The organism is Pseudomonas sp. W5-36 (assembly GCF_046540455.1).
Lineage (GTDB): Bacteria > Pseudomonadota > Gammaproteobacteria > Pseudomonadales > Pseudomonadaceae > Aquipseudomonas > Aquipseudomonas graminis_B.
The window spans coordinates 74,555-91,947 of record NZ_JAXCIQ010000003.1; the positions used below are offsets into that span (position 1 = coordinate 74,555).

General features: G+C 59.4%; 19 protein-coding genes and 1 pseudogene. 6 read left to right on the forward strand and 14 right to left on the reverse strand.

Annotated features, from left to right (window positions below; translation table 11 throughout):
* Nucleotides 1-12: 12 nt before the first annotated feature.
* Nucleotides 13-1,212 carry an HD-GYP domain-containing protein gene (locus SLW74_RS06220; RefSeq protein ID WP_065991827.1) on the reverse strand — a complete coding sequence of 400 codons (1,200 nt, stop codon included), beginning with the start codon at nucleotides 1,210-1,212 and terminating at the stop codon, nucleotides 13-15.
* 423 nt (nucleotides 1,213-1,635) lie between these two features.
* Here SLW74_RS06220 and SLW74_RS06225 point away from each other — a divergent pair, with 423 nt between their 5' ends.
* Nucleotides 1,636-2,337: an OmpA family protein gene (locus tag SLW74_RS06225; protein ID WP_065991834.1), complete on the forward strand. Its 702-nt coding sequence runs from the start codon at nucleotides 1,636-1,638 to the stop codon at nucleotides 2,335-2,337.
* Nucleotides 2,338-2,403: 66 nt separating this feature from the next.
* On the opposite strand, the gene SLW74_RS06230 is transcribed toward SLW74_RS06225, so the two are convergent.
* From SLW74_RS06230 to SLW74_RS06240, 3 genes and pseudogenes are all read right to left on the reverse strand, one after another.
* The gene (locus SLW74_RS06230; RefSeq protein ID WP_065991836.1) at nucleotides 2,404-3,303 is read right to left on the reverse strand and encodes an acyltransferase; all 900 of its coding nucleotides are present in this window, start codon (nucleotides 3,301-3,303) and stop codon (nucleotides 2,404-2,406) included.
* A gap of 82 nt (nucleotides 3,304-3,385) precedes the next feature.
* Nucleotides 3,386-5,479, reverse strand: coding sequence for a phosphate acetyltransferase (gene pta / locus SLW74_RS06235; protein ID WP_410928396.1), 2,094 nt, complete (start codon nucleotides 5,477-5,479; stop codon nucleotides 3,386-3,388).
* Nucleotides 5,480-5,573: 94 nt separating this feature from the next.
* Nucleotides 5,574-5,935: pseudogene (locus SLW74_RS06240) on the reverse strand (DUF3565 domain-containing protein).
* On the opposite strand from SLW74_RS06240, the gene SLW74_RS06245 reads away from it, so the two are divergent.
* From SLW74_RS06245 to SLW74_RS06255, 3 genes are all read left to right on the forward strand, one after another.
* Nucleotides 5,904-6,389: a peptidylprolyl isomerase gene (locus SLW74_RS06245; RefSeq protein ID WP_065991842.1), complete on the forward strand. Its 486-nt coding sequence runs from the start codon at nucleotides 5,904-5,906 to the stop codon at nucleotides 6,387-6,389. The pseudogene SLW74_RS06240 and the gene SLW74_RS06245 overlap by 32 nt on opposite strands.
* A 114-nt stretch (nucleotides 6,390-6,503) precedes the next feature.
* Nucleotides 6,504-6,986 (forward strand): glutathione peroxidase, encoded by a 483-nt coding sequence (locus tag SLW74_RS06250; protein WP_410928397.1) that lies wholly within the window; start codon nucleotides 6,504-6,506, stop codon nucleotides 6,984-6,986.
* A gap of 124 nt (nucleotides 6,987-7,110) precedes the next feature.
* Nucleotides 7,111-8,214, forward strand: coding sequence for an NADH:flavin oxidoreductase (locus SLW74_RS06255; RefSeq protein ID WP_065991846.1), 1,104 nt, complete (start codon nucleotides 7,111-7,113; stop codon nucleotides 8,212-8,214).
* A gap of 156 nt (nucleotides 8,215-8,370) precedes the next feature.
* Here the strand turns inward: SLW74_RS06255 and SLW74_RS06260 are convergent, their stop codons facing one another.
* Together SLW74_RS06260 and SLW74_RS06265 are read right to left on the reverse strand one after the other, a co-directional pair.
* Nucleotides 8,371-9,537, reverse strand: a complete 1,167-nt coding sequence (locus SLW74_RS06260) for a glycosyltransferase family 4 protein (protein ID WP_065991847.1) — start codon at nucleotides 9,535-9,537, stop codon at nucleotides 8,371-8,373.
* A 169-nt stretch (nucleotides 9,538-9,706) separates the two neighbouring features.
* Entirely contained in the window at nucleotides 9,707-10,012 is a 306-nt protein-coding gene (locus SLW74_RS06265) for a hypothetical protein (protein ID WP_410928398.1), read from the reverse strand.
* Between the two features lie 204 nt (nucleotides 10,013-10,216).
* Between SLW74_RS06265 and SLW74_RS06270 the strand changes: the two genes are divergently transcribed.
* Nucleotides 10,217-10,849: a hypothetical protein gene (locus SLW74_RS06270; protein ID WP_410928399.1), complete on the forward strand. Its 633-nt coding sequence runs from the start codon at nucleotides 10,217-10,219 to the stop codon at nucleotides 10,847-10,849.
* Between the two features lie 79 nt (nucleotides 10,850-10,928).
* On the opposite strand, the gene cysZ is transcribed toward SLW74_RS06270, so the two are convergent.
* Nucleotides 10,929-11,684, reverse strand: coding sequence for a sulfate transporter CysZ (cysZ, locus tag SLW74_RS06275; protein WP_065991850.1), 756 nt, complete (start codon nucleotides 11,682-11,684; stop codon nucleotides 10,929-10,931).
* Nucleotides 11,685-12,068: 384 nt separating this feature from the next.
* Here cysZ and trxB point away from each other — a divergent pair, with 384 nt between their 5' ends.
* The gene (gene trxB / locus SLW74_RS06280; RefSeq protein WP_065991852.1) at nucleotides 12,069-13,031 is read left to right on the forward strand and encodes a thioredoxin-disulfide reductase; all 963 of its coding nucleotides are present in this window, start codon (nucleotides 12,069-12,071) and stop codon (nucleotides 13,029-13,031) included.
* 85 nt (nucleotides 13,032-13,116) lie between these two features.
* On the opposite strand, the gene SLW74_RS06285 is transcribed toward trxB, so the two are convergent.
* The 7 genes from SLW74_RS06285 to SLW74_RS06315 form a co-directional block, all read right to left on the reverse strand.
* Complete coding sequence (locus SLW74_RS06285; protein WP_410928400.1) at nucleotides 13,117-13,458, reverse strand: HopJ type III effector protein; 342 nt, start codon at nucleotides 13,456-13,458, stop codon at nucleotides 13,117-13,119.
* Entirely contained in the window at nucleotides 13,451-13,747 is a 297-nt protein-coding gene (locus tag SLW74_RS06290) for a DUF1244 domain-containing protein (protein ID WP_065991857.1), read from the reverse strand. The genes SLW74_RS06285 and SLW74_RS06290 overlap by 8 nt, the downstream gene beginning before the upstream one ends.
* A gap of 89 nt (nucleotides 13,748-13,836) precedes the next feature.
* Nucleotides 13,837-14,208 (reverse strand): dihydroneopterin triphosphate 2'-epimerase, encoded by a 372-nt coding sequence (gene folX, locus SLW74_RS06295; protein ID WP_410928401.1) that lies wholly within the window; start codon nucleotides 14,206-14,208, stop codon nucleotides 13,837-13,839.
* 3 nt (nucleotides 14,209-14,211) lie between these two features.
* Entirely contained in the window at nucleotides 14,212-14,772 is a 561-nt protein-coding gene (folE, locus tag SLW74_RS06300; protein ID WP_192132604.1) for a GTP cyclohydrolase I FolE, read from the reverse strand.
* 20 nt (nucleotides 14,773-14,792) lie between these two features.
* Entirely contained in the window at nucleotides 14,793-15,503 is a 711-nt protein-coding gene (gene folM / locus SLW74_RS06305) for a dihydromonapterin reductase (protein ID WP_410928402.1), read from the reverse strand.
* A 233-nt stretch (nucleotides 15,504-15,736) separates the two neighbouring features.
* Complete coding sequence (locus SLW74_RS06310; protein WP_065991866.1) at nucleotides 15,737-16,306, reverse strand: antibiotic biosynthesis monooxygenase; 570 nt, start codon at nucleotides 16,304-16,306, stop codon at nucleotides 15,737-15,739.
* A 187-nt stretch (nucleotides 16,307-16,493) separates the two neighbouring features.
* A complete protein-coding gene (locus SLW74_RS06315) occupies nucleotides 16,494-17,099 on the reverse strand; it encodes a hypothetical protein (RefSeq protein WP_065991868.1) in 606 nt (201 codons plus the stop codon).
* Nucleotides 17,100-17,393: the final 294 nt, after the last annotated feature.

A 17,393-nucleotide genomic window follows, 5' to 3' on the forward strand; every position in this document is an offset into this window, starting at 1 on the left:
CCGACGGCACACTCAGGCGGCGGGCTGACCCGCCCACATGCTGACCACGTCCAGAAGGCCCCAGTCTTCAGCCAGTTCGAACTTGAGGATGCCATCGCTTACCGAGGGGCAGGCGAGGTTGATGACGTGCGGCTCGAAGGGCATGCGGGTCCGGGTAGACAGAAAAACCTTCACTTTCGGGTGCAGCAGGGACTTTTCATCCTGCTCGACCACCACGCCCAGACGCTCGCTTTTCAAACGAACCAACGCGCCCACGGGGTAGATACCGACGGTCTTGACGAAGTGCTGGAATACCGTCGCATCGAAGTGGCCTTTCCAGGATGCCATCTCGCGAACCGAATGCGCGGCGTCCCAGCCTTTCTTGTAGGGCCGGTCCGAAGTCACCGCGTCATAGACGTCACAGATAGCGCCCATTTTCGCCAGCAGACTGATCTCGTCACTTTTCAGCCCGTGGGGATAACCGCTTCCGTCGATTTTTTCGTGATGATGCAGGCACACGTCCATCACCAGTCGGGTCACCCGCTCGCAGCCCTGGAGGATTTCCAGACCGGCCTGCGGATGGTGCTTCATGACTTCGTATTCTTCGTAGGTGAGGCGATCAGGCTTATTGAGAATGGCCGAGTCGATCATCATTTTGCCGACGTCATGCATCAGCCCGGCGACGCCGGCTTCACGCACCTGATCCTCGTCCAGCTCCATCTGCCGCGCGAGCGCAACCATCAATGCGCACACCGCCACCGAGTGCATGTAGGTGTACTCATCGGTCGTCTTCAAGCGCGACAGGCTGATGAGTGCGTGGGGGTGGCGCATCACGGACGTGGCAATTTCCTCCACCAACAGATCGACGTCTTCGGTGTTCATCGCCCGGCCCATGCGGGCATCGCTGAACATGGTCATCACTAGCGCTTTCGCGCGCCCACAAATCAGGCGCGCGCGGGCCAGTTCCATTTCCAGGCTGCACGGCGCAGTTTCGGATGGGTCGGGACACTCAGGGAAGATCTGTTCGGCTGGCGAGCTGTCGGCAGGGCTTTTGCCAAGATGGGTATCGATCCAGACTTCACGGGTCGACGCCTGAATGTGCCGCAACACCGCGTCGTCGCTGAGTTCGCGTTCGACGTGCGCGGTCCAGAACGGATCGTTGATCCGGGGGCGGCAGAACTCGTGGATGTACATGCCCAGCGTGAGGTCGGAAACGGGGATTTTTCTTAGCATAGAGTCAGCTCTTGCGCGGTTATACAGCGCTGCCTTACCTGAAAGTGAGAGCGATCTTTGTTGAGTGCTTCATCACTGCGCTTTCCAGTACTTGCGCATTGCCAGTATAGGAAAGCGCTGGAGAAATTAAACCCTGTTAAATTTTGAGTGCATTAGGGTGGCGCTGCCATAAACGCATCTGCATCAATGATTTATGTAGATTCTGGGCAACCACCAAGGTTCGGATCAGTCAATAAATACGATGAACAGCATGTTAAAAATGCACCTAAATATTTGCTTTTGTGAGTAAAGAAATGCGGCCTCTGGTCGTGCACTGGCGGTTCAGCCCGCGTTAAGGAATTTTTGACGGGGTGCATGCTCTAATTGCCCAAATCGTCGGCCTTTATGTTTGGCCGTAGAAAAGCAAAACAGGAGCTCTCCTTGATGTTGACCTTTCGCCGTTTGATCATTGCTGCCACCGCACTGACCGTGCTTTCCGGATGCGCAACGCAGAACCCATACGACAATCAGGGGCAGGCGCAGAACTCCGGCGGCATGAGCAAGACCGCCAAGTACGGCGGCCTGGGTGCATTGGCCGGCGCCGTCGCCGGTGCTGCCATCGATCACAACAACCGTGGCAAAGGTGCGCTGATTGGCGCTGCCGTAGCAGGCGCGGCATCTGCCGGTTACGGCTACTACGCCGACAAGCAGGAAGCTGCACTGCGCGCCAGCATGGCCAACACCGGCGTTGAAGTTCAACGTCAGGGCGACAACATCAAGCTGGTGATGCCGGGCAACATCACGTTTGCCACTGATTCGTCGGCCATTGCCAGCAGCTTCTACTCGCCACTGAATAACCTGGCCGGTTCGCTGAAGCAGTACAACCAGAACATGATTGAGATCGTCGGCTACACCGACAGCACCGGCAGCCGTCAGCACAACATGGACCTGTCGCAGCAGCGCGCCCAGAGCGTCGCGACCTACCTGACCTCCCAGGGGGTTGATGCGGCTCACCTGTCGGTGCGCGGTGCCGGTCCTGATTCGCCGATCGCCAGCAACGCCGACGTCAACGGTCGCGCCCAGAACCGCCGTGTTGAGGTCAACCTCAAGCCGATTCCTGGCCAGCAATACCAACAGCAGCAATAAACGCGTGACGTGAAACCAAAAACCCCGGCCAGTGAGCCGGGGTTTTTGTTTGTGGTTTACAAGCGTTCAGCCTGGATACCGCTCATGCATCTGCGCGAGCAACGCGTCCTTGTCTTCCCATAGCCGATTGATCCACTGCTGAAACTCCAGGCGGTAGGCATCGTCCTGGTCGTAGCTTTTGCCAATGAACTGCGGCGGGATCTGCACTTCTTCGAAATGCGCGACCACTTCGCGCACGTTGCCGCAGAGCAAGTCCCAATACCCTGGCCGACCGGCCGGGTAATGAATGGTCACGTTGACGATGGATTCCAGCTGCTCGCCCATGGCGTCCAGCACAAAGGCGATGCCGCCTGCCTTCGGTTTCAACAGATAACGGAATGGCGAGTTCTGCTGTGCGTGCTTGGCTTCGGTGAAGCGCGTGCCTTCGACGAAGTTGAAAATGCCCACCGGATTGTTGCGAAACTTCGCACAGGTGCGGCGGGTGGTGGCGAGGTCCTTGCCTTTCTTTTCCGGGTGCTTGGCCAGATAAGCCTTGCTGTAGCGCTTCATGAACGGAAAGCCCAGCGCCCACCAGGCGAGGCCAATCACCGGCACCCAGATCAGCTCCTGCTTGAGGAAGAACTTGAGCGGGCGGATGCGCCGGTTGAGCACGTACTGCAGCACCATGATGTCAACCCAGCTCTGGTGATTGCTCGTCACCAGGTACGAGTGCTGATAGTCCAGCCTGTCCAGCCCACTCAGGTGCCAGCGGGTGTGACCGATCACGTCCATCCAGACGTTGTTATTGCTGATCCACGCTTCGTGGATGTGGCTCATCAGCCAGTCGGTCACCTTTTGCGCGGCCGGGAAGGGCAGGCACAGCTTGAAGATGGCAACGACGAACAGCGGCGTGCAGCAGAGAATTGTGTTGAGCGCCAACAGCAACGAGGCGATGACGCCGCGCAAAGGGGCGGGCAGGAAATCCATGTGAATCGAACTCCGGGGGGGCAGTCGGCCGCCGGTGGGTCCCGGCGGGGTTATTGTGGGCAAGCGATATTGCAGCGCAATGTTATTGCGGCAACGTGGCCGCCTGAATCGCCGTCAGTGCAATGGTATAGACGATGTCGTCGACCTGAGCGCCGCGCGGCAGATCATTGACCGGCTTGCGCAGGCCTTGGAGCATCGGGCCGAGGCTTACGCAATCCGCACTGCGCTGCACCGCTTTGTACGTCGTGTTGCCGGTGTTCAGGTCCGGAAACACGAACACATTGGCGCGACCCGCCACCGGGCTGTCCGGCGCCAGTTGCCGGGCGACGTGCTCGTTGGCGGCGGCATCGTATTGCAAAGGCCCGTCGATCAACAAACCACGCTGGGTCTCGCGCGCCAGTTGCGTGGCCTCTCGTACCTTTTCCACTTCTTCGCCGCTGGCCGAATTGCCGCTGGAGTAGCTGATCATCGCCACCCGCGGTGACAGGCCGAACGCCACGGCCGAATCCGCGCTCTGCACGGCGATCTCCGCCAGCTCGGTGGCGGTCGGGTGCGGGTTCATGATGCAGTCGCCGTACACCAGCACCTGCTCCGGAAACAGCATGAAAAACACCGATGAAACGAGGGTGCAGCCTGGCGCCGTCTTGATCAGCTGCAAGGCAGGCCGAATGGTGTTGGCGGTCGAATGGATCACCCCCGACACCAGCCCGTCTACTTCGTCGAGGGCCAGCATCATGGTGCCGATCACCACCGGATCCTCCAGTTGCTGCTCGGCCATCGGCGCATTGAGATTTTTGCTGCGGCGCAGATCCACCATCGGCTCGACATAGCGCTCGCGGATCTGATCCGGATCGAGAATCTCCAACCCCGGCGGCAGTTCGATGCCATGGGCTCGCGCGACGGCGTTCACTTCTTCGGGCTTGGCCAGCAGCACGCAGCGGGCAATGCCGCGGGCCTGACAAATGGCCGCCGCTTGCACGGTCAATGGCTCTGCGCCTTCGGGCAGCACAATACGTTTGTTTGCCGCCTGGGCGCGCTGGATCAGTTGATAGCGGAACACTGCGGGCGACAGGCGCATCTCACGCGGCGTGCCGCAGCGCTGATGCAGCCAGTTGGCATCGAGGTGGCTGGCGACGAAATCGGTGATGATCTCCGCGCGTTCGCGGTCATCGATGGGGATTTCCTTGTTCAGCTGATTGAGCTGCGTCGCGGTCTCGTAGGAACCGGTGCTCACCGACAGGACCGGCAACCCGGCCTGCAGTGCGCCTCGGCACAGGTCCATGATGCGCGGATCGGGCAGGGTGTCGCTGGTCAGCAGCAGTCCGGCCAACGGCACGCCGTTCAGCGTCGCCAGGCTCACGGCCAGAATGATGTCATCACGATCCCCCGGTGTGACCACCAGCACGCCCGGCTTGAGCAGTTGCAGCGTGTTGAGCACCGTGCGGGCGCAGATGATGATCTTCGACATGCGCCGCTGTTCGTAATCGCCGGCGTTGATCACTTGCGCACCGAGCAGGTCGGCGACGTCACGGGTGCGCGGTGCGTTCAGGTCTGCCTGAAACGGAATGCAGCCGAGCAGGCGGAAATCACCGCTGCGCAGCAGTGGCGAGTGCTCCTTGAGCCGTGCCGAGAAGGCTTCCATGCTCTCGTCGGTGCGGACCTTGTTGAGGATCACACCGAGCACCTTCGGATCTTTCGGGCCGCCGAACATCTGCGCCTGCAGCTCCACGCGGCCGGAAAGCTCGGTCAGCACTTCGTTTTCCGGGGCCGATACGAGAATGACTTCCGCGTCCAGCGCCTTGGCCATGTGCAGGTTGACCCGCGCCGCGTAGCTGGCGCTGCGTGTCGGGACCATGCCTTCTACGATCAGCACGTCGCGGCCAATCGAGGCCTCTTGATACAGCTGGATGATTTCTTCCAGCAGCTCGTCGAGCTGGCCTTCGCCGAGCATGCGCTCGACGTGGCTCAACCCCAATGGCTTGGGCGGCTTGAGGCCGTGAGTGCGGGCGATCAGTTCAGTCGAGCGTTCGGGGCCTACGTCCCCGGGATGAGGCTGAGCGATCGGCTTGAAAAAACCAACCTTGAGCCCGGCACGCTCCAGGGTGCGCACCAGCCCCAGGCTGATGGACGTCAGGCCCACACCAAAATCTGTGGGCGCGATAAAGAAAGTCTGCATGCGGGCTTCTCGAAAATGAGCAGTGCAAGGGTCATGGCGCTATGAATTCAGCCATCGGACCGGATAAACCAGGACGCTGTTCAGTCGCAGCGTCTCAAGGGGGCCCAAGGTTATCGTTATCTGACCCCGACGCGCACCAGCCGCAGTGAAAGGACTGGCCGATTGTTGCCTGGCGCTGCGCCGGATCAAGCACCCAGGACCGGGATTGCCAAGGCGGGTCGTGGCGCAAATGCTGGGTGTGACCGCAGGACAGTTCAACCACCCAATGACCGTCCTCGTCCTGAACAAAGCCGGTAATGATTGAGTGGGGGGAGGGAGCTCTAGGGGATTCCAATCGGGGCCGTCCGTCTGAGTTGCGTTCGCTTTCGCGCGACTGCTTGGTTAGACTTGGCCGCTCATATCTATTTGCAAAAGGTCTCGCCCCATGCCGATCGCCGCCAACAAGGCTGTCTCCATCGACTATACCCTGACCAATGACGCTGGTGAGGTCATCGACAGTTCTGCCGGCGGCGCGCCGCTGGTTTACCTGCAAGGTGCAGGCAATATCATCCCGGGTCTGGAAAAGGCACTGGATGGCAAGGAAGTCGGCGACGAACTGAAAGTGGCCATCGAGCCTGAAGATGCGTACGGCGAATACTCCGCCGAACTGGTCAGCACCCTGAACCGCAGCATGTTCGAAGGTGTCGACGAACTGGAAGTCGGCATGCAGTTCCATGCCTCCGCTCCGGACGGCCAGATGCAGATCGTGACCATCCGTGATCTGGACGGCGACGACGTCACCGTCGACGGTAACCACCCACTGGCCGGCCAGCGCTTGAACTTCGATGTGAAGATCGTCGACATCCGTGATGCCAGCGAAGAAGAAGTTGCCCATGGTCACGTGCACGGCGAAGGTGGTCATCACCACTGATTGTCCTGCTAAGCTGAGTGAGCTGGCCAGGCGTCCTCGCGGTCTTGTGAAAACATTTGTTTTTGCAGTCTGACAGGGCGCCTTTTTCGGCCAAGGGTTTCTAGGGGAGTCGTCATGAGTGTATTTCACGAGCTGAAGTTGAAGGCTCTGGATGGCCAGGAGCTACCCCTCGCGCCGCTCAAGGGCAAAGTGGTTCTGGTGGTCAACGTCGCGTCAAAATGTGGCCTGACCCCGCAATACGCCGGGCTGGAAAACCTGTACCAGAAGTACAAGGATCAAGGCTTCAGCGTTCTCGGGTTGCCGTGCAATCAGTTCGCTGGTCAGGAGCCCGGTACTCAGGAAGAGATTCAGGCGTTCTGTTCGCTGAACTACGGCGTGACCTTTCCGCTGGGCGACAAGCTGGACGTCAACGGACCGCACCGGCATCGGCTGTACCAAATGCTCGCAGGCGAAGGCGCCGAGTTTCCCGGGGACATCACCTGGAATTTCGAGAAGTTTCTCGTCGGCAAGGATGGCCGCGTTCTGGCACGCTTCTCCCCAAGTACACTCCCGGATGACGCCAAGGTGGTGAGCGCGATCGAGAAGGCGCTGCCCTAGTATTTCGCTTTGCTGCGCGTCTTCTGAGCCTTAATCACTCCAGTCAATAGTGCTTCGTATCCCCTGCGCTTCGGCTCATTCTGTATGACCTTCATCATATTTCCAGAATGCCGAGGACGCCTGCATGCCTGCTCAAGCCTTGTTCAAACCCTTCCATATGGGCAGCCTCGAGTTGCCGACGCGCATCGTCATGGCGCCGATGACCCGCTCGTTTTCACCCGGCGGCGTACCCAATTCCAACGTCATCGAGTACTACCGTCGTCGTGCGTCTGCGGGCGTTGGTTTGATCATCACCGAAGGCACCACGGTCGGGCACAAGGCTTCAAATGGCTACCCCAACGTGCCGCAGTTCTTCGGCGACGCGGCGCTGGAGGGGTGGCGCAAAGTGGTGGAAGCGGTTCATGCAGAAGGCGGCAAGATTGTGCCGCAACTCTGGCACGTGGGCGCTGTGCGTCGGCTGGGCACTGAGCCGGATGGCACGGTGCCGGCCTATGGCCCGACCGAGAAGCTCAAGGACGGCAACGTTGTCGTTCATGGCATGAGCAAGCAAGACATCGACGAGGTCATCGCGGCGTTCGCCCAGGCGGCGAAAGACGCCAAGGCCATCGGCATGGACGGCGTCGAGATCCATGGCGCCCATGGCTATCTGGTCGATCAGTTCTTCTGGGAAGGCACCAATCAGCGCACCGACGAGTACGGCGGAGACCTCGCGCACCGCTCACGCTTTGCCATCGAACTGATCCAGGCCGTACGAGCAGCAGTGGGCCCGGATTATCCGATCATCTTTCGTTACTCGCAGTGGAAACAGCAGGATTACAGCGCACGGCTGGTGCAAACGGTGGAAGAGCTCGACGCGTTCCTCAAGCCCCTTTCCGACGCAGGCGTCGACATTTTCCACTGCTCGACACGGCGTTTCTGGGAGCCTGAGTTCGAAGGCTCCGACCTGAACCTGGCCGGATGGACGCGCAAGCTCACCGGTAAACCGACCATCACAGTGGGCAGTGTCGGACTGGACGGCGAGTTTCTGCAGTTCATGGTCAACACCGACAAAGTCGCTCAGCCCGCGAGCCTGGAAAACCTGCTCAAGCGTCTGGGTGACGAGGAGTTCGATCTCGTCGCAGTCGGCCGTGCGCTGCTGGTCGACCCGGACTGGGCCATGAAAGTGAAGGAAGGCCGCGAGCACGACATCTTGCCGTTCAGCCGCGAAGCCCTGGGCCGATTGGAGTGAAGGAAAGGGACTAGTGAAGGAAAGAAGTGCAAGAAAAGGGACTGATTTATTTACAGCGGAGAAAAGTGCAAGAAAAGGGACTGATTTATTTACAGCGCTTCACCGTAAATTAATCTGTCCCTGACTGCACCCATCGCTGAGTCGCTACTGTCCCGTTCACACCCCCAAAACAACCCCATCCCGCGTCTCGCTCGCAGCGCGCAAATAAGTCTCGAATGAGTCGATAATCCCGGCCCAGCCCTGACGACTCGCGTGTTGCCGGGCATTCAGCCTGACCCGACGCAAGGTTTCCTCATCTTCCAGCATCCAGCGTGCGGCGTCGATGAACCCTTCCTCATCCCCGGGCATCGCCACCGCGCCATTGTGGCCGTGGCGAATATGCTGGGCCGCTGCGGCTTCGTCATAGGCGACCACCCCCAGCCCTGACGCCAACGCTTCCAGCACGACGTTGCCGAAGGTTTCAGTCAGGCTCGGGAACAGAAACAGATCACTCGACGCATAGTGCGCCGCCAGCGCATCACCGCGCTGGGTGCCGCAGAAGATGGCGTTCGGGAGCTGACGTTGCAGCGTCGGCCTGACCGGTCCGTCGCCGACAATCACCAGGCGCAGGTTTTTCTCGGGATAGGTGCTCACCAGTCCGTCAAAGGTGATTTTCAGCAGCGCCAGGTTTTTCTCCGCCGCCAGCCGTCCCACATGCAGGACTGCCGTATCGCCCGGTTCAAGGCCCCAGCTTTCACGTAGCGCACTCGAACGCTTCGACGGGTGAAACAACTGGCAATCAACGCCCCGGGACAGCAACTCCAAGCGCTCGAAGCCTCGGCGTTCGAGTTCGGTTTTCTGCGTGAAGCTGGGCACCAGGGTGGCGTTGGAGCGGTTGTGAAACCAGCGCAGGTAGGTCGTCAGCAGGCGAGTGACGAAGCTCAGCCCGTACTGCCGGGTGTATTGCTGGAAGTTGGTGTGAAAACCGCTGACGATGGCAATCCCCAGTCGCCGTGCGGCACGCAGCGCCGACAGCCCCAACGGGCCTTCCGTGGCGATATACAGCACGTCCGGACGATTGCGCTGCCATCGACGCAGGAGTTTGTGCATCGACGACTGCCCCCACTGCAACCCGGGATACCCCGGAATCGGCCAGCCACGGCACAACATCAAATCCTCCCCGGCCGCGCGCAGCTCGTCCTCGCTTTGCCGTGGCCGAATCACCTCAACCCGATGCCCCCGCAGGCGCAGACCGTCGCATAAACGGCTGAGCGTGTTGGCCACGCCGTTTATTTCCGGGGCATAGGTTTCGGTGATCAGGGTAATGCGCAGGGATTTACTCATGACATCAGTTTCTGAGGGGGTCGTTGCGCTTGTGTGGCGGTTCAGTGATGGATTTGTGACTGCAAATGACTGGCCGGGATTTGAAATTGGCGTCGCTCGAACCTGACCGATTTGAGAGCGACATCCGACCCGGTCAGGTTCGAATAAGACTGCGGTGACACGGGACGCGTCAGCCACCAACAGCGAAGGGCACAAGCCTCGACTCGCCGGTGCGTTCAAAGGCAGCCGGTTCTGGCACGTAATGGGTCTGCACCGGGTTCAGGCTGGTCAGTTGCAGGTGCGAACGGGGTTCTGCGGGCCTGGCAAGGTTCGCGGATTCAGCTTTGAGGGTGTTCGAAACGAACGGCTGAGTCGCCTGCGCCAGTGCCTGCATGAACGCAGGGGCATGGGGTTCCGGCTTCTTCTGTCGGTCCATTACAAAGGACGCAGGACTGACAGTGGTTTTGATCAGGGTGTTCAGTGGGGTTGAATCCATGGGCATATAACTCCTGCTGATGAACACGCCGGGCGATCGAACGCGGCGGCAAATGCTCGCCTGGAGTGGGCATGCCCATGGTTAAACAGGAAGGCTGTGGGACGTGACGAATACTGTCGTAGGAATTGTCCTGATTTTCCCGAGGTTGATTAAAAGAGTGTTTCCGCCTTTAGCATGCGTCGCCTCACTTCTGGAGGAAACACTGTGTCCGAGCAATTCAACGCGCCACCTGCTGCCGATTTGACGGCTTTGCCTACAAGCGGCCCGCCGTTTTATACCGTGTCGCTGGTCAAGCTGACGGTGATGATGTTCATCACTTGCGGGTTGTATGGGCTCTACTGGTATTACAAAAACTGGTCGCGGTACAAAGCGTATTCGGCGAAACCGATCTGGCCGGTCCCGCGCGCCATTTTCGGACTGATTTATATGCCGTTCATGTTTGGCAAGGTTGACGCTTTGCTGAAAGAGAAAGGGCAGCGGGGGATGCCTTATTGGGGCACGCTTGCGGCAGGTATGATTCTTCTGGCACTCGCCCCGTCACTTGTTGTGTTCGTCCACAACATCGCAACAGGTTCGAAAGGCGTCGCTTCGGCAGGCCTTGGGCTTATCCCGCTAGGGATATCCGTCATTTCGACGTTCGCACAGTTCCTGATCATGCTCAGAGTGCAGTCGTTCATTAACCAGCTGAACCGCGACGCCGAGGGTAACTGCAAGTGTGGTTCTACCTTCGGTGAAGGTGTATGGGCGATGCTGGGCTTAATGTGCTGGGTCGTTGTGATAATCATCGTTGTCATGATTGAAGCTATCAGAATGTATTTTTCCGGCCATGGCCTTTAGCCGGATGAGCGAGTGGCTACACTGATAGAACCCCTGCGTCTCACGCAAAAAAGGCCTCAATCGAGGCCTTTTCTCTTCATCAGCGAATGCGCTCTGCCAGCGTCTCCGCACCACGCTCCCTCACCCAGAACAACGTCGCTCCTGCCACCGCCGCCGGCATCATCAGGATGTTGACCACCGGTATCAGCAGCACCAGATAAACAATCCCACCGAAACTCATGCTTTGCCACCGTTTGGCACGCAGCCAGGCGAGCATGTCTTGCCAGCTCATTTTGTGGTTATCGGCGGGGTAGTCGATGTATTGGATAGCCATCATCCACACGCCGAACATCAGCCACAGCGGCGCGGCGACAAGGTTCACCACGGGGATCCACGAAAGGATGAACAGGCCAATGGCGCGGGGCAGGAAGTAGCCCAGTTTGCGCATTTCCCGGCTCAGGGTGCGCGGCACCATTTCCACCAGCTCACCCCAGCTGAAGGCAGGAAAATCGTCCGTCCCGCGCAACACCACTTCCACCTTCTCGGCGAGAAATCCATTGAACGGCGCGGCGATGATGTTGGCGATCATGGTGAAGGTGAAGAACACCATCAGCGCCACAAGCACCACGAACAACGGCCACAGGATGTAGTTGAGAAAGCTGAGCCAGCCGGGGAGGGTCGGCATGAAGGAGTCAACCCAGAGCCTGAATTCGTGGCCGGCGAAGTAGATCATGGCGCTGAACAGCACCAGATTAATAACCAATGGCAGCAGGACGAATAAACGCAGGCCAGGACTAAGGACCAGTTTCAGGCCTTCGCGCAGGTATTGAGGGCCAGACAGGACGGGTGCAGGCATGTGTGCCTCCAGGCAGTGATATCGCGCCGACCTTACCGGCTTTGCGACGGGGGCGGAAGCGCCGCTGCAGGTGCGACATTCGCTGAAACAATCGTGCAGCGATAAAGTCTATGCAGGACTGCATTTGCAAAGCGGAGGACGCACATAGGGCTGGCCTATGAGCTGGATTGTGAAACGATATTTCCTTAATCTTCTCCGCCCCGATAAGCTTGCGGCCAACTTTTACCGCTGCTGTGTCCCGAGTGGCAGCTTCTCGTTTTCAGGATCGGCGGGCGCCCCGTGTAGCCACAGGCCCCGTCAGTCCCAACCCTCTCAACCGGTACGCCGGTTCAGACCCAGTGACTCCGACCACGCGTAACGATGGCCGGTCAATAGGAGTGTGTCATGTCTGATGTACGTCATTCGCGAGTGATTATTCTTGGCTCCGGCCCTGCCGGCTACAGCGCTGCAGTCTATGCCGCGCGCGCCAACCTCAAGCCGTTGCTGATCACCGGGATGCAGGCGGGCGGTCAATTGACCACCACCACCGAAGTCGACAACTGGCCGGGCGACCCCCATGGCCTGACCGGCCCGGCCTTGATGGAGCGTATGCGTGAACACGCCGAGCGTTTCGAGACCGAGATTGTGTTCGATCACATCAATGCAGTGGATCTGGCGGGCAAACCGTTCAGCCTGAAAGGGGACAACGCCACTTACACCTGCGACGCGCTGATCATCGCCACCGGCGCCAGCGCCCGTTATCTGGGTCTGCCGTCCGAAGAAGCGTTCATGGGCAAAGGTGTGTCGGCCTGCGCGACCTGCGATGGTTTCTTCTATCGCAACAAGCCGGTCGCCGTGGTCGGCGGCGGCAACACGGCCGTCGAGGAAGCCCTGTACTTGGCCAACATCGCCAGCAAGGTCACCCTGGTTCACCGTCGCGATACCTTCCGCGCCGAGAAGATCCTGATCGACAAACTGCATGCACGTGTTGCCGAGGGCAAGATTGAGCTCAAACTCAACGCCACCCTGGACGAAGTGCTGGGCGACAACATGGGCGTGACCGGTGCGCGCTTGAAGAACAATGACGGCACCCATTCAGAAGTGACCGTCGACGGCGTATTCATCGCCATCGGCCATACGCCGAATACCAGCCTGTTTGACGGTCAGTTGGCGTTGAAAGACGGCTACATGGTCGTTCAAGGCGGTCGCGAAGGTAATGCGACCGCCACCAGCGTTGACGGTGTTTTCGCGGCCGGCGACGTGGCGGATCACGTCTACCGTCAGGCAATCACCTCGGCTGGCGCAGGCTGCATGGCTGCACTGGACGTCGAGCGCTACCTGGACGGCCTGGCGAACGTTTCGTTCTGATCTGACCTCCAGTTGCAAAAAAACCGGCTCATTGAGCCGGTTTTTTTATGTCGGGCAAACGGCCCCATCAGCGTCGAGCGCGCGGTCAGGCCTTGGGCTTGAGCGGCTCGGCTGAGAACTTCACACCGGCCAGCCCGTTGGCAATCAGCGCGCGGATATTACCGTGGTCGGAACCGTCCGGTGTATCGAGCACAGAGCGGTAGTGCTCGCCAAAAGCCAGAAGCGCTTCTTCATCGCTCAGGTCTTCCAGCAGCGCCAGGCCGAGGGTCTTGCACGAACCTTCGTTCTGGCCAGCGGCGTTTTCCACCGGGCCGTTGCTGAACGCCTGAGGCTGATAGTCGTAATGCGCTGCGATGAAGGCCAGGGTCTCTGCGAACAGATGATTGCCGCTGGCGAGGCTGGCGCGCAGGGCGGTCAGGTCAGTCATGCTTGGGTTCCTTGGCGAACGCGGCTTGCTGCTCGGTGCTGGCTTCTTTCTGGTACGTGGATTTCCACTCGCTGTACGGCATGCCGTAAACCACTTCGCGGGCGTCATCGAGCGTGATGTCGATGTGCTTCTCGTCGGCCTCGGCCTTGTACCACTTGGACAGACAGTTGCGACAGAAACCGGCGAGGTTCATCAGGTCGATGTTCTGCACGTCCTTGCGGCTGTCCAGGTGCGCAACCAGACGGCGGAAAGCGGCGGCTTCGAGTTCAAGACGTTGTTGCTCGGTCATGGTGTGCTCTGTGGGAAGTAAAGATGGGCGGATGATAAGAGTGGCAGGCAGGCCGGGCAAGCGTGGGCCTTCACCGGCGAGCGAAGGAATCAGCGGGCTGCCGCCAGGGTGATCGACACCGACTCGGCGAAACGCAGCGCGTGGGGCTTGTCCACTTCGACTTCGGCGTATTGCACCGCATCATGGGTCATCACCAGGTCGAGCACTTCCTGGGTCAGGCGCTCAAGCAGTGCAAAGCGGTTGCTTTCCACGTGCTGGATGATGGCCTTGGTGATGGTCCGGTAGTTCAGCGCGTGATCAATGTCGTTGTCGCGCACCGCTTCCTGCGCCGCGTACAGGATCGTCAGGTTGATCAGCACGTCCTGCTTGTTGAGAATTTCGGCTTCGTTGATGCCGATAAACGTACGCAGGCACAGGTCTTTGACCCTGATGCGTGCGGTGCCGGGTTCGAGTCTTGCCATGGACTACTTGCTCCGTCCGATCAATTGCAGAAATTCCATGCGGGTCGTGGTCGACTCGCGGAAGGCGCCGAGCATCACCGAGGTGTTCATGGTCGAGTTCTGTTTTTCAACGCCGCGCATCATCATGCACATGTGCTGAGCCTCGATCACCACGGCCACGCCTGCGGCCTTGGTCACGTCCTGAATCGCATCGGCGATCTGCCGCGTGAGGTTTTCTTGAATCTGCAGGCGCCGCGCGAACATATCGACGATGCGCGCGATTTTCGACAGGCCAAGGACTTTCCCGGTGGGGATATACGCGACGTGGGCCTTGCCGATGAAGGGCAGCAGGTGATGCTCGCACAGCGAATACAGTTCGATGTCTTTGACGATCACCATCTCGTCGCTCGCGGAGGCAAACAACGCGCCGTTGACGATCTCGTCCAGTGTCTGCTCGTAGCCATGACACAGGTACTGCATGGCCTTGGCCGCGCGCTTGGGCGTATCCAGCAGGCCTTCTCGTTCAGGATCTTCACCCAGTCCGACGAGGATTTCACGGTAATGCTGTGGCAGTGACAGGGTCATCAATGGTTCCTCGGGGCGGCTTACTTGACGTGCCGTCCGCCGTTTACGGTCAGAGTGGTGCCGGTGACGTAGGGGTTATCCAGCAGATAGCGCAGGCTCTGGTAAATCACCTCGGCGCCGGGTTCGATCCCCAGTGCCGATTTTTCCAGCGTGCGCGCGCGGTATGCCGCATCGTCGTCGGGTTGAAACATCATCATGGCCGGGGCAATGCCGTTGACCTTGATATGGGGCGCGTATCGGGCTGCGAAGGACAGGGTCAGGTTTTCCAGCCCCGCCTTGCTGGCGCTGTAAGCGATGTGCTTGCTGCTGCCCTTGCGGGTGACATCGTCGCTGATGTGAATAATGTCGGCCGTCTCCGAGCGCCGCAACAGCTCGGCGCAGTGCAGATTGATGAGATAAGGCGTCAGCATGTGGACGTTGAACATTTGCATGAAAACATCCGCCTCGTCCCCCGGCGTTTCGGCCAGCCAGTCGGACGCGTTGTGCACGATGGCCCTCAGGCTGTCGGTCTGCTCTTTGAGCCGGGCGATGAAGTCCAGCACGCTCGTCTCCGACGAAAAATCAGCCTGAAGTATCACCGCGCCCAGCGCCTTCAAGCGTTGCACGCCCGGCCGCTCACTGCGGTAGGTGATGATCACCGGCTGGCCTTCCGCCAACAGACGCTCGGCGCAATGCAGGCCGACGCGCTGGCTGGCGCCAGTGATCAAGACAGGGGCAGGGGAGCAGGCCATGGTCGTCACGCATTCATCAACGGGGGAGAGAGGTCGGGCGAGTCGGTGCTGAATGGCGAACAGTGGATGCTCGCGTGCACCATCGAAAACGACCGTGGGGCAAAGTTACCCCAACGGTCGGTTCTTGTACAACACCGACAGGGCTGTACATGTTTTTTTGAAACGGCGCCACGCCGGGCCGCTGTATCGCAGGTCGGCGGCGTCCAGATCGGGAAAGCGTTTGTCGCTGAGCGCTAGCGGGTAGATGCCGGCTCTGTTCCGCTGACCTGAGCAGGCACGTTGCTGTGCAGCCACCCCGCCAGAAGATGGGTCGAGAGCGGAATGAACCAGAACACCATCAGCGGCGTGAGGATCAACGTGCTGATCATGATGCGCGGGAACAGCTCCAGCTGACCGAGCAGTGGCCCCAGCACAAAGTTGAAGATCAGCGACACCGGAAAGAACGCCAGCCAGATGGCAACGGCTTGCTTCCAGCGCGGCGGACGCTGACCAGCGGCGCCGAACCAGCCGTCGATGCCGCTCACCCGGTGCACAGAATTCTTGGCAAACAAACCACTGCCGCGCACCAACCAGGAGCGTCGGGAGGCAGAATGCTCCCAGGCGTGCATGGTGGCTTCATCGGCGAAGCGGAAAATAATCTGGAATTCGTCATCCCCGGGCGGAGGAGCGAGCACACCTGACCCTAGATAGCCGGGGAAGTCTGTAGCGAGTTGTTCGCCTTCATGCAGCCAGGCAATAAGCTCTTGATAGCGGCCATGGGCGACGCGACGGGCAACCATCAGCGTGACGGGTGAGGTAGACATTGTGTATCTCCGATAAACAAGTGAACTTCCCGGGTAGGGAAATCACATGACAGGTCGCCGGGGTGGTGGCGATGCGTCAGCTTCACTGGGAAAAGCAAGCAAGGATTATTCCTGAAACCTGCGATAAAGCCAGAGGTGTTGGTCGGACGGAAGAGGGTGCCGGGAGGGATCGCCTGATCAGGCAATCCTAGAGGTGCATCGAGGGGTGAATCTTGCGGTGTTCCTGAAGGATGTACTGACGCAGACGTTCAGTGTCTTCTTTACTGTTCTGGCTCAACCGATACGCCGCAAGACCATGATGGTTCAGGCGTTCGAAGTTGCCACGCAAGGCGATGGGCGCATAGCCCTGAGGCGTGAACCACGCGGCGAATGACTTCGGCGGTTTGGTCTGCTTGCGCATCTCCAGTAGGATGCCTTTGAACGAGATTTCATGAACCCAGAGTGCGGTGAGCGAGCCCTTTGCGGTCTCCAGCGGAATCGGCTCAGGCAGGATCAGACGCCATGGGCGAATGCGCGGGCCTTCCTCGAAGATGCTTGGCGCACCCAGCTCCAGATGCAGCGCGTGAAACTCGTCTTCGACCAGATGCAGCGGGAAGGTCATTTGCTGATTATCGAACTGGGCCTGAATCGTGACTTGCTCATGGGCAGCGAGACGGGTCAGCAGATCTTGAATCTGCACGCCGCCGTTAACCACCAGACTGCTGGATTTGTCTCGCAAATTCAGCGTGGGGTTGTGCTGCATGTTCTGGATAAACTCCAGTTCATCCGGCGTGAGGATATTGTCGCGCTGCATGGCCAAGCTCGATTAACCGGTTATTGAGAGAGCAGACAGATGGTTCGCATGTTGGTTGCGACCGTTCGTCAGTTGCAGGATGTTACTCTTTCAGGATTTTCATCTCTAGCCGAGCGTGTGCCCGTTGATCACTTAACTTGAGGCTTTTCACTCGGCGTGCTGTGGATCAGCGGCGACGATCTGAACGTGAACTGCTTGAGAGTATAGGACAGGAGATGACCGACATCGTTGAAAACCATTTGCATCAGCGGTGCTCTGATCACCTGGCGCTCCTATCAGGCATCATCGCGCCGC